Annotated in this window: 21 protein-coding genes; 16 read left to right on the forward strand and 5 right to left on the reverse strand. The window is 31.4% G+C overall.

The features are described 5' to 3' along the window. Positions 1 to 47: 47 nt before the first annotated feature. Entirely contained in the window at positions 48 to 383 is a 336-nt protein-coding gene (locus tag AC2GW8_RS02860) for a helix-turn-helix domain-containing protein (protein ID WP_440881290.1), read from the reverse strand. 168 nt (positions 384 to 551) lie between these two features. Here AC2GW8_RS02860 and AC2GW8_RS02865 point away from each other — a divergent pair, with 168 nt between their 5' ends. The 5 genes from AC2GW8_RS02865 to AC2GW8_RS02885 all read left to right on the forward strand — a co-directional run bounded on the left by AC2GW8_RS02865 (position 552) and on the right by AC2GW8_RS02885 (position 6,311). Next, positions 552 to 2,078, forward strand: coding sequence for an MTBMA_p00010-related P-loop-containing protein (locus tag AC2GW8_RS02865; protein WP_440881291.1), 1,527 nt, complete (start codon positions 552 to 554; stop codon positions 2,076 to 2,078). Positions 2,079 to 2,173: 95 nt separating this feature from the next. Next, positions 2,174 to 3,109, forward strand: a complete 936-nt coding sequence (locus AC2GW8_RS02870) for a tyrosine-type recombinase/integrase (protein ID WP_440881292.1) — start codon at positions 2,174 to 2,176, stop codon at positions 3,107 to 3,109. Further along, positions 3,096 to 3,983, forward strand: coding sequence for a tyrosine-type recombinase/integrase (locus tag AC2GW8_RS02875; protein WP_440881293.1), 888 nt, complete (start codon positions 3,096 to 3,098; stop codon positions 3,981 to 3,983). The genes AC2GW8_RS02870 and AC2GW8_RS02875 overlap by 14 nt, the downstream gene beginning before the upstream one ends. An 872-nt stretch (positions 3,984 to 4,855) precedes the next feature. Then, positions 4,856 to 5,803 (forward strand): RHS repeat domain-containing protein, encoded by a 948-nt coding sequence (locus tag AC2GW8_RS02880; protein WP_440881294.1) that lies wholly within the window; start codon positions 4,856 to 4,858, stop codon positions 5,801 to 5,803. Then, positions 5,790 to 6,311 (forward strand): toxin-antitoxin system YwqK family antitoxin, encoded by a 522-nt coding sequence (locus AC2GW8_RS02885; RefSeq protein ID WP_440881289.1) that lies wholly within the window; start codon positions 5,790 to 5,792, stop codon positions 6,309 to 6,311. Before AC2GW8_RS02880 ends, AC2GW8_RS02885 begins: the two co-directional genes overlap by 14 nt. Before the next feature lie 139 nt (positions 6,312 to 6,450). On the opposite strand, the gene AC2GW8_RS02890 is transcribed toward AC2GW8_RS02885, so the two are convergent. Then, entirely contained in the window at positions 6,451 to 6,786 is a 336-nt protein-coding gene (locus AC2GW8_RS02890) for a helix-turn-helix domain-containing protein (protein ID WP_440881290.1), read from the reverse strand. 168 nt (positions 6,787 to 6,954) lie between these two features. Here AC2GW8_RS02890 and AC2GW8_RS02895 point away from each other — a divergent pair, with 168 nt between their 5' ends. The 9 genes from AC2GW8_RS02895 to AC2GW8_RS02935 all read left to right on the forward strand — a co-directional run bounded on the left by AC2GW8_RS02895 (position 6,955) and on the right by AC2GW8_RS02935 (position 17,135). Next, a complete protein-coding gene (locus AC2GW8_RS02895; RefSeq protein ID WP_440881291.1) occupies positions 6,955 to 8,481 on the forward strand; it encodes an MTBMA_p00010-related P-loop-containing protein in 1,527 nt (508 codons plus the stop codon). 95 nt (positions 8,482 to 8,576) lie between these two features. Continuing rightward, positions 8,577 to 9,512 carry a tyrosine-type recombinase/integrase gene (locus AC2GW8_RS02900; RefSeq protein WP_440881292.1) on the forward strand — a complete coding sequence of 312 codons (936 nt, stop codon included), beginning with the start codon at positions 8,577 to 8,579 and terminating at the stop codon, positions 9,510 to 9,512. Continuing rightward, the gene (locus tag AC2GW8_RS02905) at positions 9,499 to 10,386 is read left to right on the forward strand and encodes a tyrosine-type recombinase/integrase (RefSeq protein WP_440881293.1); all 888 of its coding nucleotides are present in this window, start codon (positions 9,499 to 9,501) and stop codon (positions 10,384 to 10,386) included. Before AC2GW8_RS02900 ends, AC2GW8_RS02905 begins: the two co-directional genes overlap by 14 nt. Before the next feature lie 872 nt (positions 10,387 to 11,258). Next, complete coding sequence (locus AC2GW8_RS02910; protein WP_440881295.1) at positions 11,259 to 12,215, forward strand: RHS repeat-associated core domain-containing protein; 957 nt, start codon at positions 11,259 to 11,261, stop codon at positions 12,213 to 12,215. Positions 12,216 to 12,222: 7 nt separating this feature from the next. Further along, positions 12,223 to 12,744 (forward strand): hypothetical protein, encoded by a 522-nt coding sequence (locus tag AC2GW8_RS02915; protein WP_440881296.1) that lies wholly within the window; start codon positions 12,223 to 12,225, stop codon positions 12,742 to 12,744. A 517-nt stretch (positions 12,745 to 13,261) separates the two neighbouring features. After that, positions 13,262 to 14,251: an RHS repeat-associated core domain-containing protein gene (locus AC2GW8_RS02920; RefSeq protein WP_440881297.1), complete on the forward strand. Its 990-nt coding sequence runs from the start codon at positions 13,262 to 13,264 to the stop codon at positions 14,249 to 14,251. A 911-nt stretch (positions 14,252 to 15,162) separates the two neighbouring features. Then, positions 15,163 to 15,360 (forward strand): hypothetical protein, encoded by a 198-nt coding sequence (locus AC2GW8_RS02925; protein WP_440881298.1) that lies wholly within the window; start codon positions 15,163 to 15,165, stop codon positions 15,358 to 15,360. A 416-nt stretch (positions 15,361 to 15,776) separates the two neighbouring features. Beyond that, the gene (locus tag AC2GW8_RS02930) at positions 15,777 to 16,079 is read left to right on the forward strand and encodes a hypothetical protein (protein ID WP_440881299.1); all 303 of its coding nucleotides are present in this window, start codon (positions 15,777 to 15,779) and stop codon (positions 16,077 to 16,079) included. 408 nt (positions 16,080 to 16,487) lie between these two features. Then, positions 16,488 to 17,135: a LysE family translocator gene (locus AC2GW8_RS02935; RefSeq protein ID WP_440881300.1), complete on the forward strand. Its 648-nt coding sequence runs from the start codon at positions 16,488 to 16,490 to the stop codon at positions 17,133 to 17,135. A gap of 2,201 nt (positions 17,136 to 19,336) precedes the next feature. Here AC2GW8_RS02935 and AC2GW8_RS02940 read toward each other — a convergent pair. Next, complete coding sequence (locus AC2GW8_RS02940; RefSeq protein WP_440881301.1) at positions 19,337 to 20,032, reverse strand: toxin-antitoxin system YwqK family antitoxin; 696 nt, start codon at positions 20,030 to 20,032, stop codon at positions 19,337 to 19,339. A 352-nt stretch (positions 20,033 to 20,384) separates the two neighbouring features. Next, a complete protein-coding gene (locus AC2GW8_RS02945) occupies positions 20,385 to 20,882 on the reverse strand; it encodes a YkgJ family cysteine cluster protein (protein ID WP_440882177.1) in 498 nt (165 codons plus the stop codon). A gap of 166 nt (positions 20,883 to 21,048) precedes the next feature. On the opposite strand from AC2GW8_RS02945, the gene argS reads away from it, so the two are divergent. Both argS and lpdA read left to right on the forward strand, forming a co-directional pair. After that, positions 21,049 to 22,824, forward strand: a complete 1,776-nt coding sequence (gene argS, locus AC2GW8_RS02950; protein WP_440881302.1) for an arginine--tRNA ligase — start codon at positions 21,049 to 21,051, stop codon at positions 22,822 to 22,824. A gap of 208 nt (positions 22,825 to 23,032) precedes the next feature. Continuing rightward, complete coding sequence (gene lpdA / locus AC2GW8_RS02955; protein ID WP_440881303.1) at positions 23,033 to 24,424, forward strand: dihydrolipoyl dehydrogenase; 1,392 nt, start codon at positions 23,033 to 23,035, stop codon at positions 24,422 to 24,424. A gap of 111 nt (positions 24,425 to 24,535) precedes the next feature. On the opposite strand, the gene AC2GW8_RS02960 is transcribed toward lpdA, so the two are convergent. Continuing rightward, on the reverse strand, positions 24,536 to 25,675 hold the full coding sequence (locus AC2GW8_RS02960) for a hypothetical protein (RefSeq protein WP_440881304.1): 1,140 nt from the start codon (positions 25,673 to 25,675) through the stop codon (positions 24,536 to 24,538). Between the last annotated feature and the right edge of the window lie 89 nt (positions 25,676 to 25,764).

The following is a 25,764-nucleotide window of genomic DNA, read 5'->3' on the forward strand; positions in this document are numbered from 1 at the left end:
TAATTAAAGATAAAGCCACAGCAGAAATGTTGTGGTTTTGTTGTTTTTTAGGAGTAGGCTTTTTTGGTTTTAGTATCTCTAATAAAGGCATCAATAATTTTAACTATTGTACTTTTATCATCGTTGTTAAGTCTTTGTATTTCTTTCATGCGATTAACCATAGTAACATCTACTACCTCTAAATTACCATCTTCTGATACCAAATAATCCAAAGAAACATTTAATACTTGTGCTATTTTTTTAGCATTTTCAACAGATGGAATTATATCATCCCTTTCATACTTAGAAATTGCATCACGAGAAACACCAACGAACTTGGCAACATCAATTTGAGATAACTTCTTCTCTTTTCTAATCTTGGTAATTTTCTGTCCTAAAGTCATAGAATAGTCTACTTATTATACTATAAACCGTATAAAACTATACGTTTTAGGCAAATATAATCAAATAAAGATAGTATTGTCTTGTTTTTATCAATAGTAATATCTAATATTGCAGAGTAAACAATACAAAAAATAGAATTATCGACATTTTGTATAAAATTATTTTCTATGACTTCGTTAGATACTTCCAACTCCAACAACTACCAGTACACCACAAAACACTTAGAAATCCACATTTTAGGAGGTATAAAAACCAATAAACTAGAGAGTTTACGAGTAACCGTATCTATACAAAAGCTGAAATCAGAAAAAATATTACGTCATAACATAGACTTATATAATGACAATCAGGTAGAAAAGTTTGTTAGAAAAGTAGCAGAACGATTAGAAATAGGAACAAGTATTGTTAGAAAAACATTACAAGAACTTACCAAAGAATTAGAGGCTTACCGTTTTTTACTACTTAAAAATGAAGAAGAACAGGCAATGCCTGTCTATAAACAATTAAACGCTAGTGAAGAGAAAGAAGCTATCGACTTTTTAAAAAAGGGAAAGTTGCTAACAAGGACAAATGAGTACATCGGCAAAAGTGGTGTTATAGGGGAAGACATTAACCGCTTGCTGATGTATCTCATTTTTACCAGTAGAAAAACTAACAATCCGTTACACTGTATTAGTTTAGGGAGTTCGGGAGCAGGAAAAACCCACTTACAAAGTAAGGTTGCAGAGCTAATACCCGAAGAAGACAAAGTAGAGATAACGGTATTATCTGCCAATGCTTTTTATTACTTCAATCGTACAGAATTACAACACAAATTAATATTAATAGAAGATTTAGACGGCGCAGAGTCTGTACTCTATCCACTTCGAGAATTACAAAGTAAAAAACGAATTACAAAAACGGTAGTTCATAAAGACAGCAAAGGAACTACCAAAACTATACACTTAACGGTTGAAGGTCCTGTATCTGTTGCAGGTTGTACCACGCAAGAAAGCATTTACGAAGATAATAGCAATCGTAGTTTTTTACTATACATTGATGAAAGCGAAGAGCAAGACAAACGTATTATGAATTACCAACGCGCCGTATCGGCGGGACAGGTAAACGAGGAAGAAGAATATTTAGCTTCGGAGCTTCTAAAAAATGTACAACGAGTATTACAACCAATACGTGTGATTAATCCTTTTGCTATGTACTTGGAATTACCACAATCCGTTTTTAAACCAAGACGTACAAACTCACATTATTTACAATTTATAGAAGCCATTACCTTTTACAAACAACACCAACGAGAAAAGCAATACGATAAAGAAACAGGCGAAGAGTTTATAGAAACTACCATCGAAGATATAGAAGAAGCTAATGAGTTGATAACAGAAGTACTACTTAGAAAAAGTGATACTATTACAGGTGCTTGCAGAAACCATTTAGAGAACTTAAAAAAGTACTTACAAGAAAAAGAGCAAACACAGTTTACTAATACAGAAATCAGAAGGAATTTAAGAGTAAAACAAACCACATTACAACGTTATCACAAACAACTATTACTAGAGGGTTATATTAAAAAAGTTAAAGGAAAGAAAGGACAAACCTATTACTATGAGATTATAGATGTAAACGAATACACATCACTTAAAGAGCAGATAAACAAAGCTTTAAAAGAGTGTTTGCAAGGCATCAACTTACCCACTTAACCACTACTTATCCACTTACAAAACGGTTAAGTTAAAGTGCTTATAATAAAACATTTATTAAGAGTTAACCGCAAAACTCCAAAAAAGGTCAAGCGATGAAAAAATTAAAACTAGAAAACGAAATCTATAGAACACTAGTTGCCAATTACAAAGAATGGTTAGATATATTGGGTTATGCAGAAAGCACGGTGTATTATTTACCCAATCATTTACAAGAGTTCTTTTATTATCTGGAGCAAAATCGAATTAAAACCATCAATCAAATTACTACTAAAACGGTAAAGGAATATTACAGACACCTACAAGAAAGAGGTAACGAGAGAAGAAACGGAGCATTAAGTAAAAGTTATTTAAACAAACATCAACAAGCCTTAAAGAAGTTTAAAGAATATTTACAAAACCACAATCACAAAGGCATTAACATACATCTAAAATCAGAACAAGAGCCTACGGAAGAAAAACTAAACATACTTACACAATCTGAAATCAAAGAATTATTTACAGCCACAAGTTATAGTCATGATACAGCGAAGATACGTATGCGGGATAAAGCCATGTTAGTAGTTTTATACAGTTGTGGACTGCGAAGAAATGAGGCTGTGTACTTAGATACTAGCGATATTTATTTTGATAAAGAACGCATTTTTGTTAGAAAAGGTAAAAACTATAAAGAACGTTTTGTTCCTATTAATCGAAAGAATGCAGAAATATTAGAAGACTATATCTACGAAGCTCGTCCGCAGTTTAAAGATAGTCATGTACATGAAGCTTTATTTATAAATAAGTTTGGTACGCGAATGCAAGGAACAAGCTTCTCTAATCGTTTACAAGCCATTATAAAAGCAAGTGAAAATAAAACCATTACAGAAAAACACATAACCCCACATAGTTTACGCCACTCTATTGCTACTCATTTACTGCAACAAAATGTAAAGCTAGAAAGTATAAAAACCTTTTTAGGACACAGTAGTCTAGAATCTACTCAATTGTACACTCACCTTTTAAAAACTATTGAAAATGAGGGATTATAAAGACTATTTAGAAAAACAAAAGTATAGCAGATCTACTATAAAAAGCTATATTACTGCCAAATCTCGATTTATCGAGTGGAGTAAACGAAACCATACAAGTCCAGAAAGTATAGACTATAAAACCTTCTTAAAATACATTAAGTATTTACAACAAAAAAAGAATACCAAGAAAACGGTAAAACATAAAATAGGAAGCTTAAAAATACACTTTAACTACCTACTATCAGAACATTACAGAACGGACAATCCAATAGAAAGCCTCACTATAAAAGGCGTAAAAAGAGTTGTTAATTACAATACTTTAGAAGCTGACGAATTAGAGGATTTATATTATAGTTACGAGACTGAAAACATAAAAGACCCTTATCATAGATTAACAGCAAAACGCAATAAAATAATCGTTGGTTTATTAGTGTATCAAGGCTTAAACACAACCGAATTAATACACTTAGAATTAGAAGATTTACAGCTTTACAAAGGAAAGATATACATAAAAAGCGGTACAAGAAGTAATGGCAGAACCTTAGAGTTAAAACCGTGGCAAGTCATAGAGTTTTTAGAATACATCAAAGAAATTAGAGAAGAAATCATTACAAGAAAAAGCATCGAAAGTAACCGAGTATTTATCCCGAATAATGCACGATTAGGAAACACTATACAAGGCATTATAAAAAAGCTAAAAAAGACGAATCACAAAGTAAAGAACATACATCAAATACGAGCCTCTGTAATAACCAATTGGTTAAAACACTATAATTTAAGGCAGGTACAAGTATTAGCAGGACATCGTTATATAAGTTCCACAGAAAGGTATGTACAAGACGATTTAGAAAGCCTACACGAAATCGTTAACAACTCCCATCCAATTAATTAACCAAGTGTCTCGCTAAGGCTCGGAATTTAATGTTTTTTATCTCCGTTCCACTCTAATAAAATACGGTTATAAGGTGTTCACTTCATCCCGCCTATTAAAAACATTTATTAAGTCAATCTTCCGTAAACTACAGTTGTCTTAAAAATCTTTTTGCCACCACTTCTATTACGTTCACTCGCAACTACTCTTATTTTTTTAAGATCATTATTTTATACAAAAATACCGCCATAAAAAAATAACCGTTGCTTCATTAGGGCTCGCCGCTGATGCCTCGGGCTACAAGTTTTTTAAAAAGAATTTATAATTGATTTTATAAGGATATTAAAAAACTTTGTGGCGGTTCTGCATGGCTCGTTCCTCACCAATCTGCATCCCCGTCACCCTCGGCGCTCGCTTAGGCTTCGCCCTTAGTTCTCGTTGCACTAAGCTTGGCTAAAGGCTTTATAACCTCTAAAACAAGCCATTCCACTAATGGTTGAAAACCCACGCACCGCCAACCTCTTTTTAAACCATTAGCGGAACGTTTTAAAGCTTGACGATTTAGAGGCTGTTGATGCGAGGAAAATCGACAAGTTTTAAAATGATTTACTTATTGATAATGTTTAATCAAAGCGTTGGAAGTTCGGGTGAAGGGAGTATTTAACATAGAATAGGTTATAACTACGGCTTTGGTGGGGCACGGATGAAATGGCAGTATTATAACCCATTTTATGTTACGTACCGAGGCAAAGGAAGCAGGTAAACCACAGAGGCTTTTTATCTGTCTTTGCAGTAAAAAACTGGGGTTTACCTGCGTGGCAGTTGTTAATTTTATATATTTACAGGGATTAATGTAGTAGGACGTTCTTTTTTAAAAAAAGTTGTGGTAAGGTGTGCGCGAAAAAAGGGCAACCGCTGAAAAAAAACGCGTAAATTACTATCCCTTTGGACTTAAACACAAAGGGTATAATAACAACATCTCATCCCTTGGAAATAGCACCGCGCAGAAGTTTGGGTATAATGGAAAAGAGCTTAATGAAGAGCTTGGTATACAATGGTACGACTTCGGTGCTAGAAATTATGATGCTGCTTTAGGTAGATGGATGAACCTTGACCCTTTAGCTAACAAATACTATAATTTGTCTCCATATAATTATACAGCAAATAACCCTATCTTATTCAAAGACCCTGATGGTAGATATATTGATATTTCAGGACTTAATGAAAACCATAAAGTAGCATTTAAGAAGTTTCTAGGAACTAAAGAAGGTCAAAGGTTTTTGATGTTATATGGAAGTGCTGGTCAGGATGTTCTTGGTTTTAAAGTTGAGAAAGATGGCAAATATTCAAGACATACTATTTGGTATCAATCTAAGAAAAGTCAATGGGGTACAAATAAAGGAGGGATGACTATTCCTTACTCTGTCTCTAAAACTGGAAGATCCACTAGGATGCCACTATCTAAAAATATGACTAGTAGATTGTCGTTCTTAGTTTTAATTGGTCCAGGAGAAAAAGACGATGAAGCTCTAGAAACCATTGCCCATGAAAGTTTTCTACATGTAGAGGAAAGAAGTAAGAAATTTGATTCTCTCATAGATAAATTTTTAAGTGGTGGTTACAAGGATACAGCCAAAAATAAAGGAACTAGTGAGGCATTCCAATTTACTTTAGATTTAACGGAGTTACTTAATAGTGATGAAGAAACTAAGGAAGAGCATAAGTTCTTTGTTAATGGAAAAAGTGTGTCTTATGAGAACTTCGTTAAAGAGTTAGGTTCATTGTTTAAGAAACATTCAGATAAAGAAAAAGAGAAAACCAAGAAAAATGAAAATAAATAAAACTTTTTTTAGTCTTTTAGTTGTATGCTTTTTATTAAAATCGTGTACTCCTAATCAAGATAATGATGAGCATAAGATTGATGTTTTAAAAAGCACTCACAAGAATGGTAAGTTGAAAGATGTATCTTGGGTGACTGCGGGAAATACCGAAGGTAAATCATATTTCTTTAAAGATAATGGAGAAATATATGCAGAATTTAATTTAAAAGGTGGTTTTAAAAATGGGAAAGCAATAACCTATGATAAAGGGTTAGTTTTAAGTGAGGAAAACTATCTTAATGATAAACTTAACGGTGATGCGAAATATTATGATAATGGAAAATTGGAGATAGATGGTTATTTTCGAGATGATTTAAAAGTTGGAATTTGGAACTATTTTTATAATACTAAATTAGTATTATCAGAACTTTACGAAAGAGGTAATTTACAACAGGTTATTTATAAAGATGTAAAACATTTTGAAAATATTAAAAATATTCCTCCTAAAGCCCCGCAAATTGAAATTTAGTGGTCAGCGTAATGGCAATTAGTTAAAGGAAATTTAAATAAAAAACGGTACTATAAAAACCATTTGCAATGGCGGGTAGTAAAGTTTAAAAATAATTAAAGATAAAGCCACAGCAGAAATGTTGTGGTTTTGTTGTTTTTTAGGAGTAGGCTTTTTTGGTTTTAGTATCTCTAATAAAGGCATCAATAATTTTAACTATTGTACTTTTATCATCGTTGTTAAGTCTTTGTATTTCTTTCATGCGATTAACCATAGTAACATCTACTACCTCTAAATTACCATCTTCTGATACCAAATAATCCAAAGAAACATTTAATACTTGTGCTATTTTTTTAGCATTTTCAACAGATGGAATTATATCATCCCTTTCATACTTAGAAATTGCATCACGAGAAACACCAACGAACTTGGCAACATCAATTTGAGATAACTTCTTCTCTTTTCTAATCTTGGTAATTTTCTGTCCTAAAGTCATAGAATAGTCTACTTATTATACTATAAACCGTATAAAACTATACGTTTTAGGCAAATATAATCAAATAAAGATAGTATTGTCTTGTTTTTATCAATAGTAATATCTAATATTGCAGAGTAAACAATACAAAAAATAGAATTATCGACATTTTGTATAAAATTATTTTCTATGACTTCGTTAGATACTTCCAACTCCAACAACTACCAGTACACCACAAAACACTTAGAAATCCACATTTTAGGAGGTATAAAAACCAATAAACTAGAGAGTTTACGAGTAACCGTATCTATACAAAAGCTGAAATCAGAAAAAATATTACGTCATAACATAGACTTATATAATGACAATCAGGTAGAAAAGTTTGTTAGAAAAGTAGCAGAACGATTAGAAATAGGAACAAGTATTGTTAGAAAAACATTACAAGAACTTACCAAAGAATTAGAGGCTTACCGTTTTTTACTACTTAAAAATGAAGAAGAACAGGCAATGCCTGTCTATAAACAATTAAACGCTAGTGAAGAGAAAGAAGCTATCGACTTTTTAAAAAAGGGAAAGTTGCTAACAAGGACAAATGAGTACATCGGCAAAAGTGGTGTTATAGGGGAAGACATTAACCGCTTGCTGATGTATCTCATTTTTACCAGTAGAAAAACTAACAATCCGTTACACTGTATTAGTTTAGGGAGTTCGGGAGCAGGAAAAACCCACTTACAAAGTAAGGTTGCAGAGCTAATACCCGAAGAAGACAAAGTAGAGATAACGGTATTATCTGCCAATGCTTTTTATTACTTCAATCGTACAGAATTACAACACAAATTAATATTAATAGAAGATTTAGACGGCGCAGAGTCTGTACTCTATCCACTTCGAGAATTACAAAGTAAAAAACGAATTACAAAAACGGTAGTTCATAAAGACAGCAAAGGAACTACCAAAACTATACACTTAACGGTTGAAGGTCCTGTATCTGTTGCAGGTTGTACCACGCAAGAAAGCATTTACGAAGATAATAGCAATCGTAGTTTTTTACTATACATTGATGAAAGCGAAGAGCAAGACAAACGTATTATGAATTACCAACGCGCCGTATCGGCGGGACAGGTAAACGAGGAAGAAGAATATTTAGCTTCGGAGCTTCTAAAAAATGTACAACGAGTATTACAACCAATACGTGTGATTAATCCTTTTGCTATGTACTTGGAATTACCACAATCCGTTTTTAAACCAAGACGTACAAACTCACATTATTTACAATTTATAGAAGCCATTACCTTTTACAAACAACACCAACGAGAAAAGCAATACGATAAAGAAACAGGCGAAGAGTTTATAGAAACTACCATCGAAGATATAGAAGAAGCTAATGAGTTGATAACAGAAGTACTACTTAGAAAAAGTGATACTATTACAGGTGCTTGCAGAAACCATTTAGAGAACTTAAAAAAGTACTTACAAGAAAAAGAGCAAACACAGTTTACTAATACAGAAATCAGAAGGAATTTAAGAGTAAAACAAACCACATTACAACGTTATCACAAACAACTATTACTAGAGGGTTATATTAAAAAAGTTAAAGGAAAGAAAGGACAAACCTATTACTATGAGATTATAGATGTAAACGAATACACATCACTTAAAGAGCAGATAAACAAAGCTTTAAAAGAGTGTTTGCAAGGCATCAACTTACCCACTTAACCACTACTTATCCACTTACAAAACGGTTAAGTTAAAGTGCTTATAATAAAACATTTATTAAGAGTTAACCGCAAAACTCCAAAAAAGGTCAAGCGATGAAAAAATTAAAACTAGAAAACGAAATCTATAGAACACTAGTTGCCAATTACAAAGAATGGTTAGATATATTGGGTTATGCAGAAAGCACGGTGTATTATTTACCCAATCATTTACAAGAGTTCTTTTATTATCTGGAGCAAAATCGAATTAAAACCATCAATCAAATTACTACTAAAACGGTAAAGGAATATTACAGACACCTACAAGAAAGAGGTAACGAGAGAAGAAACGGAGCATTAAGTAAAAGTTATTTAAACAAACATCAACAAGCCTTAAAGAAGTTTAAAGAATATTTACAAAACCACAATCACAAAGGCATTAACATACATCTAAAATCAGAACAAGAGCCTACGGAAGAAAAACTAAACATACTTACACAATCTGAAATCAAAGAATTATTTACAGCCACAAGTTATAGTCATGATACAGCGAAGATACGTATGCGGGATAAAGCCATGTTAGTAGTTTTATACAGTTGTGGACTGCGAAGAAATGAGGCTGTGTACTTAGATACTAGCGATATTTATTTTGATAAAGAACGCATTTTTGTTAGAAAAGGTAAAAACTATAAAGAACGTTTTGTTCCTATTAATCGAAAGAATGCAGAAATATTAGAAGACTATATCTACGAAGCTCGTCCGCAGTTTAAAGATAGTCATGTACATGAAGCTTTATTTATAAATAAGTTTGGTACGCGAATGCAAGGAACAAGCTTCTCTAATCGTTTACAAGCCATTATAAAAGCAAGTGAAAATAAAACCATTACAGAAAAACACATAACCCCACATAGTTTACGCCACTCTATTGCTACTCATTTACTGCAACAAAATGTAAAGCTAGAAAGTATAAAAACCTTTTTAGGACACAGTAGTCTAGAATCTACTCAATTGTACACTCACCTTTTAAAAACTATTGAAAATGAGGGATTATAAAGACTATTTAGAAAAACAAAAGTATAGCAGATCTACTATAAAAAGCTATATTACTGCCAAATCTCGATTTATCGAGTGGAGTAAACGAAACCATACAAGTCCAGAAAGTATAGACTATAAAACCTTCTTAAAATACATTAAGTATTTACAACAAAAAAAGAATACCAAGAAAACGGTAAAACATAAAATAGGAAGCTTAAAAATACACTTTAACTACCTACTATCAGAACATTACAGAACGGACAATCCAATAGAAAGCCTCACTATAAAAGGCGTAAAAAGAGTTGTTAATTACAATACTTTAGAAGCTGACGAATTAGAGGATTTATATTATAGTTACGAGACTGAAAACATAAAAGACCCTTATCATAGATTAACAGCAAAACGCAATAAAATAATCGTTGGTTTATTAGTGTATCAAGGCTTAAACACAACCGAATTAATACACTTAGAATTAGAAGATTTACAGCTTTACAAAGGAAAGATATACATAAAAAGCGGTACAAGAAGTAATGGCAGAACCTTAGAGTTAAAACCGTGGCAAGTCATAGAGTTTTTAGAATACATCAAAGAAATTAGAGAAGAAATCATTACAAGAAAAAGCATCGAAAGTAACCGAGTATTTATCCCGAATAATGCACGATTAGGAAACACTATACAAGGCATTATAAAAAAGCTAAAAAAGACGAATCACAAAGTAAAGAACATACATCAAATACGAGCCTCTGTAATAACCAATTGGTTAAAACACTATAATTTAAGGCAGGTACAAGTATTAGCAGGACATCGTTATATAAGTTCCACAGAAAGGTATGTACAAGACGATTTAGAAAGCCTACACGAAATCGTTAACAACTCCCATCCAATTAATTAACCAAGTGTCTCGCTAAGGCTCGGAATTTAATGTTTTTTATCTCCGTTCCACTCTAATAAAATACGGTTATAAGGTGTTCACTTCATCCCGCCTATTAAAAACATTTATTAAGTCAATCTTCCGTAAACTACAGTTGTCTTAAAAATCTTTTTGCCACCACTTCTATTACGTTCACTCGCAACTACTCTTATTTTTTTAAGATCATTATTTTATACAAAAATACCGCCATAAAAAAATAACCGTTGCTTCATTAGGGCTCGCCGCTGATGCCTCGGGCTACAAGTTTTTTAAAAAGAATTTATAATTGATTTTATAAGGATATTAAAAAACTTTGTGGCGGTTCTGCATGGCTCGTTCCTCACCAATCTGCATCCCCGTCACCCTCGGCGCTCGCTTAGGCTTCGCCCTTAGTTCTCGTTGCACTAAGCTTGGCTAAAGGCTTTATAACCTCTAAAACAAGCCATTCCACTAATGGTTGAAAACCCACGCACCGCCAACCTCTTTTTAAACCATTAGCGGAACGTTTTAAAGCTTGACGATTTAGAGGCTGTTGATGCGAGGAAAATCGACAAGTTTTAAAATGATTTACTTATTGATAATGTTTAATCAAAGCGTTGGAAGTTCGGGTGAAGGGAGTATTTAACATAGAATAGGTTATAACTACGGCTTTGGTGGGGCACGGATGAAATGGCAGTATTATAACCCATTTTATGTTACATACCGAGGCAAAGGAAGCAGGTAAACCACAGAGGCTTTTTATCTGTCTTTGCAGTAAAAAACTGGGGTTTACCTGCGTGGCAGTTGTTAATTTTATATATTTACAGGGATTAATGTAGTAGGACGTTCTTTTTTAAAAAAAGTTGTGGTAAGGTGTGCGCGAAAAAAGGGCAACCGCTGAAAAAAAACGCGTAAATTACTATCCCTTTGGACTTAAACATAAAGGTTACAACAACAACGTCTCATCCCTTGGAAACTCTACTGCGCAGAAGTTTGGGTATAATGGAATGGAACTTAACGAAGAGTTAGGTTTAGAGTGGATGGACTTCGGAGCTAGAAATTATGATGCTAGTTTAGGTAGATGGATGAACCTTGATCCATTAGCAGAAGAAATGAGAAGACACTCGCCTTACAATTACGCGTTTAATAATCCTTTAAGATTTATTGATCCAGATGGAATGAAACCTGAAGATATATATGCATATGATAAAGCGACTGGAAATATAACCCTACAAGAGGTTACTAATGATAAAACTGATACATTAGTAGACAAGGATAGCGGTTCAACCATTTCTTCAAATGTAGATAAAGGGCTTCTAAAAGATGGACAAAATATAAAGAAAAATGGTTTCCAAACAAGTAATGTTAGTGATGGAGGGAAATTGGTTGTAGATATTTCAATGAGCACTAATGAAGAAGTAGTTACAGTTGTTTATAAAAATGATGAAGGCGATAAATATCTAGAAGTAAGACCTTTTGACAATAATAGTGTCGATAGAAATCAAGCAGGTGAAGTCGTACAGATGAATTCGGGTACAAGTCAGGAAATTAAATCTACTTTTACGTCATCTGACGGTTCATTTACGGGAAAACCTATTTATTCAATTCATACACATCCTGGGCATCCTGGTGCACCATCATCAAGTAGTATTGGAGATCCTGATCCATCGGGGGATGATGTAAACATCGCAAAAATGAATAAAGAAATTAATAATGTAGATATTCCTTATTATATAATTGGCGCAAAGAAATCTAACGTATGGGGTAAAACTTCTAATAGAACAAAATATCGTGCTAATGGAAAGGTAACGACAGTCCCATCAAAAAAGTAAAAGTAAAATGAATATAAGATTTAATATAATTTTCACGTTTTTGTTTGTTTTAATGTGTTTTTCATGTAAAACAAGAAGTCAAGTAAGAAATATTGCAGAAAATAATTTTTCAGGTTTAGAAATAAAAAAAGTATTACAAATTGTAGAAAAAAATAATAGATTAGATTTTAGTGGTCGATATTATCATTTACGTCAAAGTAAAAAGTATAATGATAGTACGTATGCTTATAATTTGATAGTGAATTCTAAACTTCCATCCAAAGATGATTTTTTATCTGATTATATAAAATATAAGGACACATTTATTTTCATATATGATAGCAGTACGAAAATCAGTGCTGAGAAATCTGAATACTTAACAAAGAATAATTTATTTTCAAAGAGTAATGAATCACCATTATTTTTTTCTGATTCAAAGTTTATGAACTTAATGGTTGAGAAAGTAAATAATGAATTTATTGTAAACGAAATGAGGTTGTTTCTTCAAAAAGGAGAGGAAATCAAAGAGGATGAAACTACAGATTTTTAGTAATCTCCCTGCTAATTGACATTTAGCGATAGCGTAATGGCAATTATTTAAAGGAAATTTAAGTAGAAAACGGTACTATGAATGCCATTTATTCACGAGAATTCTATTTTTAAAATCGGAGTTCATCAATTCACTCTGTTCGGGTGCAATGGCGAGTAGTAAAGTTTAAAAATAATAAAGATAAAGCCACAGCAGCGATGTTGTGGTTTTGTTGTTTTTTAGGAGTATGCTTTTTTGGTTAATTAAAAGCGTTTTTGGAAAATTTTAAATTAAAGTAAAGATATCACCGCTAGCGCGGACTTGTAGTCCGTGCCGAGTATGAGTAAGCAATACAGAATTAAAATTTAAAAATAATAAAGATAAAGCCACAGCAGAGATGTTGTGGTTTTGTTGTTTTAAATTCGGTTTTAATTCGTACAAAAAACTGGGGTTTACCTGCGTGGCAGTTGTTAATTTTATATATTTACAGGGATTAATGAGGTAGGACGTTCTTTTTTAAAAAAAGTTGTGGTAAGGTGTGCGCGAAAAAAGGGCAACCGCTGAAAAAAAACGCGTAAATTACTATCCTTTTGGACTTAAACACAAAGGATATAACGGAAATTATAAACCCCTTGGAAACAGCACCGCGCAGAAGTTTGGGTATGTAGGTCAAGAATTGGAGGAGAGTTTAAATTTAAATCTATTAGAAATGGATTGGAGACAATATGCACCAGCAATAGGTAGATTTAACGGAATAGATGCTTTGGCTGATGATTATAGAAATACAACACCCTATTACTATTCTAATAATAATCCAATTTATTTTAGAGATCCAACAGGATTGTATTCACAGCTTCCCTATACTCCAGATTATGAACATAACGCATCAGTTGTTGTAAATGAAAAGGGAAAAGTTACTGATTATAGAGATGATGGAGATCCTAATATATATTTAAATCATAGAGGTGGTTTTATTGTAGGGCAGGAAGAAAAAGGAAAAGAATATAAAAAAGGCGATAAACTTTATGAGATAATAGGAGCAATTGATACATATTTTGAATTAGCTGTAGAAGCAGTTGAAAATCAAAGAAATATTGAGAATTATGCCAAGCTTAAGGGTACTTTTAATTCAAGGTTAAAAAAGATACTTGCTAAAATCAAGATGAACATCCCTCTAAGTAAGTCGGATTATGATTATATGATTAATGCAAATAACTTAGAAGAGACTTTTGGAAAAATTGCGGAGTTTTATGGTTTAAAAACCGGGGAATTAAAGAAAATGTTTAAAAAAATCAAATGGGATAAAACTATTGATGGTGCTACGAATTACGGGTTAAGAACTTTAATAAATGAGGTAACTGGGATAATACCATTTGCGGGGACCGTAGAAGACCCTAGAAATGGCGAAACTTTAGGAGATAAAGTAAAAAACAGATATACAAAAGCGAAAGTGCCAGAGTCTCAAAATCTACCTTATAACTTCCCTAATTATTTAAGAGAAAAGCATAGACACATACAGTTTAAATAGATGAATGTTTCATATAAAAAGATTTATTCTTATGAAGATAAAAGAGTTGATACCGATAAGTATCAACTCTTCTTTATATTTATTTTAAATATAATAATTGTTTTTTTTATCGGATACCTTTTAAATAAATGTTTTCCTCTGGAAAAAAGTTATATTATTGACACAAAGGTTAAAGAGCCAATTAATAAGGAAAATATTGTAGTAGTTTTATTGGTTTATTTATTGGGAGCCATAAAAGAAGAGTTAAAGTATCGATTATTTATAACGAAATTTAATTATGACTTTATATTATTTTCTTTCTCATTACTTTTAATTGATATTATATTTTTAAATCAAGATCTTTTAAAGGCTTCCTTTACAGGTAGTATTTACAGTAATTTACTATATTATTCTTTACTTTTTTTTCTGACTTACTGTATCTATTTTTTATTCAAAAAAACACTTAAGCAAACTTTTACACCTAAAATAAAATATTTTTTTAAGAAATATATTGGATTATTGATTGCTTTAAGTATAGTACTATTTGCACTATGGCATGTTTTCTTTACAAACCAAACAAGAAATTATAGTTCAGTAACTATATTTGGAATGCATTTAATTAATGCTTCATTTTTTACTTTTGTAAGAGTGAAATTTGGACTTGTATATTCTATTTTTTATCATCTATCGTATAATTTATTTTTATATTTTTTAGTGATGTGGATGGTATCAATATTGTGAAAGAATATATCTGAATATAAATACAGGCATTATGATGCTTCGATTGGGAGGTTTGTTGCAATTGATCCATTAGCGACTACTTATGTTTATAATTCTACTTATGCTTTTCAAGAGAATAAATTAGGTCTTGGTACTGAAGTTGAAGGGAAAGAAATGCAACTGCATATGTTGCGAAAGAGCTTGATAAAAAAATGGATGGAGTTGGAATGAAGAAAACAGAAAAATCTGTTGCTTCAAAGCATTTATATAAAATGTACCAGCTTCAAAAAAGTGATAATAAAGGGAAAGCCGAAAGATTTGCTAAAAAATCAGGTTTAGGAGGACTTCATAACGGTCCAGGTGATGCTTTTAGACATTCATTATTTAACGCTTTAAACACCCTCCGCTGATTGACATTTAGCTTAAGCGTAATGACAATTAGTTAAAGGAAGTTTAAATAAAAAACGACACAAAAGTATATAAGAAAAAATAATAGGTTAAAACGACTACTAAGTAGTATCATGCATATTTACTACACGTAGCGAAATTTTATTTTTTCAATCATTATGGCTTTTTTAAAAAGATTTAGACCAACATAATCTACTCATTACCTAAAATTATTAAAACCTAATCTGGTGTATTTTTAAACAAGCATTAAGCACACAAAAATAACGCGTAAATTATTTTACAATTCCATCATTTATATAAAATCAATTAAAAATAAAATATGCACGTTTGATCATTCATTTACGATGATTAAAGAAAATTATGTTTTTAAGTAATCCTTTCCAATTTAATTTTGTGCTAACGCTATAGAACATAAAAAATGGATCAAAAGTTAGAAAAAATAATTAGTGATATTTATGCTGATGCCAAAGTGTCTCCAAAAGAAGTTATAGAACTAAACAAATTTGCCAAAAGAGCTATTGAAGATCTTTTGAGTATTGAAGGCGATAACAGTGTTACCAGTGCTATGTGCAAATCATTTGAAATAACAAATCAACTTGTACAAACGACCTCAATAAAGATGCGAAAACAACAGGAAAGTCTATTAGTAAAAAATTTACTAAAAAGAGTAATCGAATCTCAAGTAGAATTGCTAGAGGCTAATATGAAGCTATTTACCTAAAACACTCCTGCGTACTTTTAAACTAACTTTTAATCAATTACACCTATTTGGTATAATTATAACAACACGTATTCGTAATTGTAAATTATTGTTTTAAAAACTTATTTTGATAGCATGTGTCATAAGCTTACGTTAGCGTGTTTTTACAAACTTTTTAGTTGCATATAACAAAGTAAATACTCGCTATTTATTTCATACCAGAACTTATTATTATCGCCTTATAGGTACAACTTTTTTTCATCTTAAAACACTTATAAAAAAGTGTATTCTTCTACCCAAAATAGAGCGTTATTAAAAGTAATTTTAACCACGTTCATTACATTTTTTATTTAGTATCTTTGGCAGCTCCTTCCACAGCTACCCAAACGCCAAACCCAATAATTAATAAAACATAAAAAATAGCAAATTATGGAATTATCAATCTTTACGGGATCTACGGAATTTATAGCAATCATAAGTATCTCTATTTTTATGGCCATTAGTCCAGGTCCTGACTTTTTTATGGTAACAAGAAATAGCATTGTGTATAATAGAACATCAGGAATCTACTCTGCAATTGGAGTAAGTCTTGCTATATGGCTCCATGTAGCCTATTCAATTGCTGGATTGGCTATTATAATATCGAAATCTATTTTTCTTTTTTCCATTATCAAGTACATTGGAGCAGCTTATTTGATATTTATTGGATTTAAAACAATTATTTCTAAATCAAATTTCAATAAAGAAGCTATTAACAAACAAAAAAACAAGGAGTTAAGCAAGTTCAATTCATTTAAAAATGGTTTTATTACCAATGCTTTAAACCCTAAAGCAACCATTTTTTTCTTAAGTATTTTTACGCAAATAGTAAATGTTGATACCCCTTTACTTATTCAAGTTATTTACGGGGCAATTATTTCTATTGTACATTTTATTTGGTTCTCGAGTGTTGCTTACTTCTTTTCGCATCCAGTAATTTTAAATAAGTTTCAACGATATCAAAAAAAGATTGAAATGTTTGTTGGAGCAGCGTTAATTCTCTTCGGAATAAAAGTAGCCTTTACAAAATCAAGTTAAATTTACAGGCAACAAACGTGATGATAAAAATTACATTTTTATAAAGGTTCTTTTTTGCACTAATGAAAACGAACTTTTAACAACGTTACAACCACTTTATATGTTTTAATAAGGTGGTTTTTTATAAAATAATGATTATTTTATAAATATAACTTCTTCTTTTTGTACTCAAGTTTATGGTTTCACGTTAAATTTAAACCTCCATTTATTTAACAACTAATGTTACTTAACAATTGGAAATCGTTAAAAACAACGGTACTCCATTTTCAATACATAGTAATTTAGCATCTTTTTTTTATGCAAAAAAAATGCCTTAGTTCATATATGAATCTAAAACATTTTTTGGGGAATAAATAATTTATACAAGGATTGTAAACATATAAAAAATAAATTTATTATCCAAATTAACTAGGTGAAAAAATCGCCACCCACCTATTTAAACCAGTGTAATACAACCCCATAAACCACTTAATAAAATACTCTCTTTATATGAATAAAAAAACACCCTGAATTCTTAATAGAGTACTCGGGGTGTTCGCTTTAAAGGACAAAAGTTTTTATGAGAAAACAACTATATTTTATAGCCGTTATTTTTTTGACACCATAATTTTAAGTAAGTCACCAAAAAAAATAAAAAATGTAAAACTATTTTAGTTCTCTTTATTTATTTAATTCTAAAAACACTTTAAAATAAAAAAACACCTTTGGAACTTATGGAAGGGAACTTTAGGTGTTTCTTTTAAGGGATTAAGGTTATTCGCGAAAACAACATATTATTATATATGCTTGTTACAGATAAGACACATAATTTTCTTGTAGGTCACAAAAAAATATAAAAAAAAAACAATATCCTAAAAAACGTTGCTAGCTACTACATAAAACCATAGCCTTAGAAAATAAAATAGTACCAATTATCGTATTCTGAGAAATATCATTTAGAGTATAATTAAGAAGAAGGAAAACAATATATTTTAAAGTATTTCATAAAAAAAACATCATAAGATCTAAAAAGAATCTAAGATGTTTTTGAAGGGAAATTTGGGAAAACAACTATTATTTATGGTTGCTATTTATTTGACACATTTTTTTGGGTTAAGTCACTTTAACTTCAAAAAATAAAAGCAATAGCCACAACTTATACTGTAAAGTGATTTTAAAAAAAGAGTAAAGCTTAGTTTTAAAACAATATGACTGATATTATGAAGTATATCACGGAAAGTGCTCCATAAACAAAAAAACATCATAAGATCTAAAAAGAATCTAAGATGTTTTTTAAGGGAAACTAATAATAACAACTACTATTTATGGTTGCTATTTATTTGACACATTTTTTTGGGTTAGGTCACTTTAAACTTCAAAAAATAAAAGCAATAGCAACAACTTATACTGTAAAGTGATTTTTAAAAAAAGAGTAAAGCTTAGTTTTAAAACAATATGACTGATATTATGAAGTATATCACGGAAAGTGCTCCATAAACAAAAAAACATCATAAGACCTAAACAGAATCTAAGATGTTTTTGAAGGGAAACTAATAATAACAACTACTATTTATGGTTGCTATTCATTTGACACATTTTTTTGGGTTAGGTCACTTTAAACTTCAAAAAATAAAAGCAATAGCCCCAACTTGTACTGTAAAGTGATTTTTAAAAAAAAGAGTAAAGCATTGTTTTAAAACAATATGACTGATATTATAAAGTGCATCACGGAAAGTGCTCCATAAACAAAAAAACATCATAAGATCTAAAAAGAATCTAAGATGTTTTTTAAGGGAAACTAATAATAACAACTACTATTTATGGTTGCTATTTATTTGACACATTTTTTTGGGTTAGGTCACTTTAAACTTCAAAAAATAAAAGCAATAGCCCCAACTTGTACTGTAAAGTGATTTTTAAAAAAAGAGTAAAGCATTGTTTTAAAACAATATGACTGATATTATAAAGTGCATCACGGAAAGTGCTCCATAAAGAAAAAAACATCATAAGATCTAAAAAGAACCTTAGATGTTTTTAAAGGGAAATTTGGGAAAACAACTATTATAATAATCGTTGCTGTTTATATGACACATTTTTTTGTATTAGGTCACCTAAACATTCCAAAGAAAATAAAAAATATTGATAGTTCACTACTATAAATTAATATTTTATTTTCATTTATTACAAAATCATAAAAAAAGCCCCTATAAATGGGGCTTTTTTTAATTTTTAAACTCTGATAGTTTTTCTTTTTTCTTTTTTGCCAATTGACCATCAATGTAAAATTCCCATTTACCAACACGCTTTCCATCTTTATACATCCCTTTTTCCTTGAGAGCTCCTTTTACATCAAAATATTTCGCTTCTCCATTAAGTTTGCCATTATCATAAATCAACGCCTCTAAAAGTGTTCCAGATTCTGTATATATTTTAGAAGTACCATGTTTCAATCCGTGCTGATAATAGGTTTCTTCCGTTAGCCTTCCGTTGGGGTAATAATTTTTTACAACACCATTGTATTCATTGTCAGTAAAATTTTCTTCGGACATCACATGGCCATCTAAAAAATAATAAAGCCACTTCCCTTCTCTTTTCTTACCTAACATTTTCCCTTCAGATTTCAGTTTTCCATGACGTGTGTAAAATTTAACATTTGCCAAACCATCTGCTCCAGAAAAATCTTTAACGATAGTAGGTTGTGATTTTGATCTTATAGAATAAAATTTAAAAACACCTACCTCTTTTCCATTTTCAAATTGTCCTTTATATCGAATATTACCATTTTTATACTTCTTTTTCCATACGCCCGTTCTTTTTCCATTTTCATCAAGCTGATTTATTTTTTGTGCAAAGGCAACGTTACTTACCAATAAACCTAAAATAATAGCTTTCAGAAATACACTATCTAACTTTATCATTCTAAATTAATCTTTAATCACCGACAAATTTACATAAACTATACCAAAATGAAATCTTAAAATAAAACTTCTCTCTTAATAATCAATTTAATATTAATAGGTTATATCGTTTAAAACCGAAAAATATTGTAACAAAAGCACAAAGTTTATAAACAAAAGAATCTCTAAAACTACTTTTAATGAACATTTGATTATAATTTATGTAAAAAAATGATGCATCTAAAGTAGATAGTTTCTTCAATTTTTAAAAAGGTAACAATGCTTTTGTAAAGGTGAAAGTTAGTACACCAAATGGGAAATGATTTTAAAAATCATTTTTAGTTTAACTTAGTAAGTGCATTTAAAAAAATTACTATTGTGGCAAGCGCTTTTTCAATTCCTCTATCATTCGATAAGTCGCTGGACAAACCTCCGTATTTTTAACAGTGATATTGGCTAATTGAATAAACTTTTTTCTATTCGTATGTGGGTATTCAGAACATGCTTTTGGACGCACATCATAAATAAAACAACTGTTATCATTTTCGTCTAAAAAAGGGCATGGCGCTGTTTTCAAAACATGAAAATCGTCTTCATCAATTTTTAAATATTGTGCTGTAAAGTCCGCTACTTTCATTTTTAAATGCTTCGCAATTCGCTCAATATCTTTATAGGTAAACATAGGACTGGTTGTTTTGCAACAATTAGCGCATGTTAAGCAATCTGTTCGTTCAAACTCATCATTGTGAATTTCTTGCATCACCAAATCCAAGCGTTTAGGCGTTCTTTTTTTTAACCTTTTAAAATACTTTATATTTTCTTGCTTAGCTTCTTTTGCTAATTGTGTTAAATTTTCTAGATCCTTATCAATCATCAAATACCGTTTTACCCATAAAAAACCTACAATCTACCTCTTTTCCTTTATGTTTGAGTATGCCTGTCTTTTAGACTACAAAAGTACCTATAAAAATGTTAGAATCAGTTTAAATATCATCCAAATAATTTACGTAATTTTGCACTTCAATTTATGATAGTTAATGAATATTCAAAACGTATTAGCAACTAAAGTAAAAGAGGTTTTTTTAGCCTTGTATGAGGTAGCAATCCCCTCGGTAGAGTTTCAAACAACTCGAAAAGATTTTGAAGGTGATATTACAGTGGTTATTTTTCCACTATTGCGATATAAAAAAGGAAATCCGGTTCAAATAGGTGAAGAAATAGGAACGTATTTGGTTGAACATGTTGAAGAGGTTACCAGTTATAACGTGGTAAAGGGGTTTCTTAACCTGGTAATTGCCGATAGCTTTTACATTAATTTTTTTAATACCATTGCTAAAAACAAAACTTATGGATATGCAAAAGCCAATAGTTTAGATGCCCGCATGGTAGAATACTCTTCTCCAAATACCAATAAGCCTTTGCATTTAGGACATGTAAGAAACGTACTACTTGGGTATGCTGTTTCGGAAATTTTAAAAGCAGCTGGGCATACGGTATATAAAACCCAAATTATCAACGATCGGGGTATCCATATTTGTAAGTCTATGTTAGCCTGGAAAGCGTTTGGTAATGGCGAAACACCTGAGTCAACTGGTTTAAAAGGAGATAAACTTGTTGGTAATTACTACGTAAAGTTTGATCAAGAGTATAAAAAAGAGGTTACTATACTTGTTGATAAAGGAACTTCCGAAGACGATGCTAAAAAACAAGCTCCACTATTTTTAGAAGCACAAGAAATGTTAAGAAAATGGGAAGCTGGTGACCAAGAAGTGGTTTCTCTTTGGGAAATGATGAATGGATGGGTATACAATGGTTTCGATGTTACTTACAAGAATATTGGTGTAGATTTTGATAAACTTTACTACGAAAGTAATACTTATCTGTTAGGTAAAGACGTTATTGAGAAAGGTCTTAAAGAGAACGTTTTCTTTAAAAAAGAAGATGGTTCTGTTTGGTGTGACTTAACAGCGGATGGACTTGATGAAAAGCTAGTACTTCGTTCTGATGGTACCGCCGTTTATATGACGCAAGATATTGGAACTGCCATTCAAAGATCAAAAGACTTTACGGATTTAAATGGTATGGTATATACCGTTGGAAATGAACAAGATTATCACTTCAAAGTATTATTTTTAATACTTAAAAAATTAGGTTATACTTGGTCTGACCAACTATATCATTTAAGTTATGGAATGGTTGATTTACCTTCTGGAAAAATGAAATCAAGAGAAGGAACCGTAGTAGATGCCGATGATTTAATGAATGAGATGGCCGATACTGCTAAAGAAATTTCTCAAGAACTTGGTAAGCTAGAAGGCTACTCTGTAGAAGAAAAAGAATCTTTATACAGAACTATTGGCTTAGGGGCTCTAAAATATTTTATTTTAAAGGTAGACCCTAAAAAAAGAATTTTATTTGACCCTAAAGCTTCTGTTGATTTTCAAGGAAACACAGGTCCTTTTGTGCAATATACCTATGCTAGAATTCAGTCTATTTTGAGAAAAGCTGAGTTTGATTACAGTAAAGAAATTGTGGGTATTAAATTACACGAAAAGGAAAAAGAATTAATTAAACATCTTGAATTTTTCCCCGATACTATTAGGCAAGCAGCAAAACAGTACTCTCCTGCTTTGATTGCTAACTATACTTATGATTTGGTAAAAGGATTCAATTCACTATATCAAAATGTATCAATTTTAGGAGAAGAAAATCAGGATAAAAAAATATTTAGAGTTCAGCTATCCGATAAAGTTGGACAAACCATAAATTTGGCATTCAAATTATTAGGAATTAAGGTTCCTGATAGAATGTAGTAAGTTCATTTAAAATTTTCGTTTTACTAATGAATTACGATGTTTCTTTATTGTTCGTGAATTATATAGATAATGCATGCATAGCAAATAATAGAAATGTCAAGAAAAGATCAACTTGGACTCAGAAATAAATTAAATTGATGAATCAAAAGTAAAGCAGCGGTTAGAAAATCTATGCTTTCCATAAAATTAAGTAAACAACTAAAACATGAAATACGACGTACTAGTAATTGGAAGTGGTCCTGGAGGTTACGTAACTGCCATTAGAGCATCACAATTAGGATTTAAAACGGCCATAGTTGAAAGAGAAAAATTAGGTGGTATCTGCCTAAACTGGGGATGTATTCCTACCAAAGCTTTATTAAAATCTGCACAAGTATATGATTATTTAAAGCATGTTGATGACTACGGCTTAAAAGCTGAGGCTATTGACAAGGATTTTGATGCGGTGGTAAAACGTAGTCGTAATGTTGCTGATGGAATGAGTAATGGGGTTAAATTCTTAATGAAAAAAAATAAAATTGATGTAATTAGTGGTGTTGCAAAACTAAAACCAGGTAAAAAAGTTGATGTTACTGCTACTGAAGATGGTAAAGTTACCGAATATTCAGCTGATCATATTGTAATTGCCACAGGTGCACGTTCTCGTGAATTGCCAAACTTACCTCAAGATGGTAAAAAAGTAATTGGTTACCGTGAAGCAATGACCTTACCTGAACAACCAAAGTCGATGATTGTTGTTGGGTCAGGTGCTATTGGTGTTGAGTTTGCTCATTTTTACAATTCTATGGGAACACAAGTAACGCTAGTTGAATTTATGCCAACTATTGTTCCTATTGAAGATAAAGATGTATCTAAACAAATGGAACGTTCTTTCAAAAAAGCTGGAATTAAAGTAATGACAAACTCTTCCGTAGAGTCTATTGATACTTCTGGCAATGGCGTAAAGGCTACTGTTAAAACGAAAAAAGGAGAGCAAGTATTAGAAGCTGATATTGTTTTATCGGCTGTAGGTATTAAAACAAATATTGAAAATGTAGGTTTAGAAGATGTTGGAATTATTACTGATAAGGATAAGATTTTAGTAAATGATTTCTACCAAACAAACATTCCTGGATATTATGCTATTGGTGATGTTACTCCTGGTCCTGCATTAGCGCACGTTGCTTCTGCTGAAGGTATTACTTGCGTTGAGAAAATTGCAGGTTTACACACAGAAACTATTGACTATGGAAACATTCCTGGATGTACTTATGCAACACCTGAAATTGCTTCTGTTGGTTTAACGGAAGACAAAGCAAAAGAGCAAGGATATGATATTAAAGTTGGTAAATTTCCATTCTCTGCTTCTGGTAAAGCGAAAGCGGCAGGTGCTTATGATGGCTTTGTAAAGGTAATTTTCGACGCTAAATATGGTGAATGGTTAGGTTGTCATATGATTGGTGCTGGTGTTACTGATATGATTGCGGAAGCAGTGGTTGCTCGTAAACTTGAAACAACGGGTCATGAAGTATTAAAGGCCATCCACCCTCACCCAACGATGAGTGAAGCGGTTATGGAAGCTGTGGCCGATGCTTATGACGAGGTAATTCACTTATAATTCTTTGTAAGATTAAAGATCACTGCTTGGTGAGTAGTGACATGATATAAAAAACCTCATCGAATTTAGATTCTATGAGGTTTTTCATTTTCTAAGGATAAAGTTTAAACGCTATTGGTTTTCTAACTTTTCTAATCTCTTATAAACTTCTAAAAGTTTTTGATTTAGCTGTTTTATTTCAATATTTTCTTTTTTCAATTGCTCAATTTCTTTTTGTTGCCCAATCGTATACAAAGTCAATTCTTCAATCTTTTGTAATAATTTCGCATCCATTGCGCCTAAATAAAATCCGTCTTTAGCTACTTCTTCTGCACTTGGGATATCTTTTAAATGCCCTTTTTCTTTAATATGGTTTTCTACTTCGGTAAGAGTTGGAAGGTTATAATTTTCATAAAAAACGAAGTCGGACCAGTTTGAAAAAGTTGCGACTTTCACCTCCTCTGCCACTATTTTACCTTTAACTCCTAGCTTAAATCCCTTGGTATTTGCAGTGCCTATACCTAAATTTCCATTTGCCAGTAATGTCATTCTCCTTTGTCCATGAGAATCCCAACCAAATAAAGGTCTATTTAAAGCGGGTTTTCCTTCAATTCTTGAATCAAAAGTCATTATAGGCTTATCCCCTTGATCATTACCTTCTTTTATCCATCCACTCAAATACAATGCCGCTCTATTATCAGATGTATGTCTACCAATAAGATTGGGTATAAATTGACCATTTGTACCTGTAGCGTTATTTATCATAAAAAAATCATCAGGAGCATCTTTTGTCTGTAGTTTAATGAATGATTCGTAACTACTTGGTCTTGTTAAAATATCTAATTTAGCTTCTGGACTTCTATTTCCAATTCCTATATTTCCATCATGTCTGAGCGTAAGTGTTTTATTACTTCCATAGCCAATATCTAAATTTGCATAGGGTCTATTATCTCTTGTTGTAAAAAACCAATCGGAACCACTGTGTGTAACAGGAGCAATAGATAGTCTTTTTTGTTCTATTTCTTTTTCTGGTCCTCCGGTGTGTTTACTATCTCCTATTTGTAAAGTTGCGTTGGGCGCTGTTGTTCCAACCCCTACATTTCCATTTTGATGTAAAACAAATTCTCCTGCTGCCGTTTTAAATAACAATCCATAATAACCTGCTAGTTGAACAGCCGCATAATTTGCATTTGGCATGGTTACATTACTTCTCCCTAAACCATACCATGGACTATTGTTATTTTTTTGTTGGTTGTATAACAAAATATTCACCTTGAGCTTTTGCTTTCATACCCATTCCTAAGAAAGCTAAAAATGTGATTTTTAATATTAATTTCATCTGAATTTATAATTTGATGTAT

The sequence above is a fragment of the Tenacibaculum profundi genome (assembly GCF_057162725.1).

Excerpts from the sequence above, each read along its gene's own strand:
- AC2GW8_RS02860 (WP_440881290.1), bottom strand. The coding sequence starts at position 383 with ATGACTTTAGGACAGAAAATTACCAAGATTAGAAAAGAGAAGAAGTTA.
- AC2GW8_RS02865 (WP_440881291.1), top strand. The coding sequence starts at position 552 with ATGACTTCGTTAGATACTTCCAACTCCAACAACTACCAGTACACCACA.
- AC2GW8_RS02870 (WP_440881292.1), top strand. The coding sequence starts at position 2,174 with ATGAAAAAATTAAAACTAGAAAACGAAATCTATAGAACACTAGTTGCC.
- AC2GW8_RS02875 (WP_440881293.1), top strand. The coding sequence starts at position 3,096 with ATGAGGGATTATAAAGACTATTTAGAAAAACAAAAGTATAGCAGATCT.
- AC2GW8_RS02885 (WP_440881289.1), top strand. The coding sequence starts at position 5,790 with ATGAAAATAAATAAAACTTTTTTTAGTCTTTTAGTTGTATGCTTTTTA.
- AC2GW8_RS02890 (WP_440881290.1), bottom strand. The coding sequence starts at position 6,786 with ATGACTTTAGGACAGAAAATTACCAAGATTAGAAAAGAGAAGAAGTTA.
- AC2GW8_RS02895 (WP_440881291.1), top strand. The coding sequence starts at position 6,955 with ATGACTTCGTTAGATACTTCCAACTCCAACAACTACCAGTACACCACA.
- AC2GW8_RS02900 (WP_440881292.1), top strand. The coding sequence starts at position 8,577 with ATGAAAAAATTAAAACTAGAAAACGAAATCTATAGAACACTAGTTGCC.
- AC2GW8_RS02905 (WP_440881293.1), top strand. The coding sequence starts at position 9,499 with ATGAGGGATTATAAAGACTATTTAGAAAAACAAAAGTATAGCAGATCT.
- AC2GW8_RS02915 (WP_440881296.1), top strand. The coding sequence starts at position 12,223 with ATGAATATAAGATTTAATATAATTTTCACGTTTTTGTTTGTTTTAATG.
- AC2GW8_RS02925 (WP_440881298.1), top strand. The coding sequence starts at position 15,163 with ATGGATGGAGTTGGAATGAAGAAAACAGAAAAATCTGTTGCTTCAAAG.
- AC2GW8_RS02930 (WP_440881299.1), top strand. The coding sequence starts at position 15,777 with ATGGATCAAAAGTTAGAAAAAATAATTAGTGATATTTATGCTGATGCC.
- AC2GW8_RS02935 (WP_440881300.1), top strand. The coding sequence starts at position 16,488 with ATGGAATTATCAATCTTTACGGGATCTACGGAATTTATAGCAATCATA.
- AC2GW8_RS02940 (WP_440881301.1), bottom strand. The coding sequence starts at position 20,032 with ATGATAAAGTTAGATAGTGTATTTCTGAAAGCTATTATTTTAGGTTTA.
- argS (WP_440881302.1), top strand. The coding sequence starts at position 21,049 with ATGAATATTCAAAACGTATTAGCAACTAAAGTAAAAGAGGTTTTTTTA.
- lpdA (WP_440881303.1), top strand. The coding sequence starts at position 23,033 with ATGAAATACGACGTACTAGTAATTGGAAGTGGTCCTGGAGGTTACGTA.